Below are 1,279 nucleotides of genomic sequence, written 5' to 3' on the forward strand. Positions count from 1 at the left end.
GAACTCACTTGTCTATATCTCATACTATAAGAATGTTACTTGATATTCAAGATAAAAATATTATTTTTGAAGGTGATTGTATCTATGAAGGAACGAGAAAGGGGCATACCTGTCGCTATGCCGAAGGAACGCTAACGTATATACCGACACAATGCGAGAACTGTGGAATTGAGAATGAGCACTATACAGTAATTAAAAACGGGACGAAAATATCAATCATTGTCTTGCCGAATGACGGAGTGAAGAAGACGTACCTTAAGCTTAAGAAACAACGGTTTCAATGTCGTCATTGTCAGTCTACCTTTATAGCAAAAACGTCTTTAGTAGATGAAGGTTGTTTCATTTCGAAACAGACGTGGGCTCAGGCCGTAATCAAATCTGCTGAAGCGAGATCATTAAAGGACATTGCGAGGGACTGTAAAATATCGACGTCATCGGTTCAGCGTGGGATCGATCGTGAGCGTAAACGGCTGTACACCTATAACAGGAAATTACCAGAGCACTTATCTTTTGATGAATTTAAGTATGCGAAAGGAACCCTGGCTTTTATTTATACTGACGCAGCATTAGGAGAGATTTCAGATATATTACCACAGCGAGATGGACGCACGATAAGGGAGCATTTCATAAACTTCTATCCGTTAAAACAGCGTAAAAAAGTAAAAACGGTGACGATTGATATGAATGCGTCCTACGTGAATATTATCAAAGAACTTTTCCCACATGCAGACATTATCATTGACCGTTTTCACATTGTTCAATTAATGACACGCTCGATGAATAAAACGCGTGTAAATATCATGAATGGTTTTAATACTTCATGTGGTGAAGACCTGAAGAAGTACCGCCGTATCAAAAGTTACTGGCGATTGTTACTCAAATCAAGCAACGACTTATCCAGTACAAGGTATCGGTACTATCGCCTATTTGGTCAAAATACCTCTCAAGCGGTTGTGGATACAATTCTGGATTATTCGCCTGTTCTGAAAGCAAATTATCAATTGTATCAGCAGCTCTTAACCGCCTTTAAGACGAAGGACTATGGCTATCTCGAAGAGATATTAAACGAAACAAAAGATCCAAACATCTCAAGCTATATCAGAACAAGCTTGAAGACGTTACGTAAGCACTTGCCATACATTAAGAACAGTTTTGCCTATCCTTTTAACAACGGCCGCATCGAAGGGATTAACAATAAAATTAAGGTATTAAACCGTGTGGCATATGGCTACAAAAATTTCTATAACTATAAGTACCGTATTCTCATACACTTTAAGTA

Annotated in this window: 1 protein-coding gene; it reads left to right on the plus strand. The window is 38.4% G+C overall.

What is annotated here, in order from left to right; genetic code table 11:
* Positions 1-32: 32 nt before the first annotated feature.
* The coding region (locus DES38_RS11890) for an ISL3 family transposase (protein WP_245882016.1) at positions 33-1,279 on the plus strand (1,247 nt) is incomplete at its 3' end.

The organism is Streptohalobacillus salinus (assembly GCF_003201605.1).
Classification (GTDB): domain Bacteria; phylum Bacillota; class Bacilli; order Bacillales; family Amphibacillaceae; genus Streptohalobacillus; species Streptohalobacillus salinus.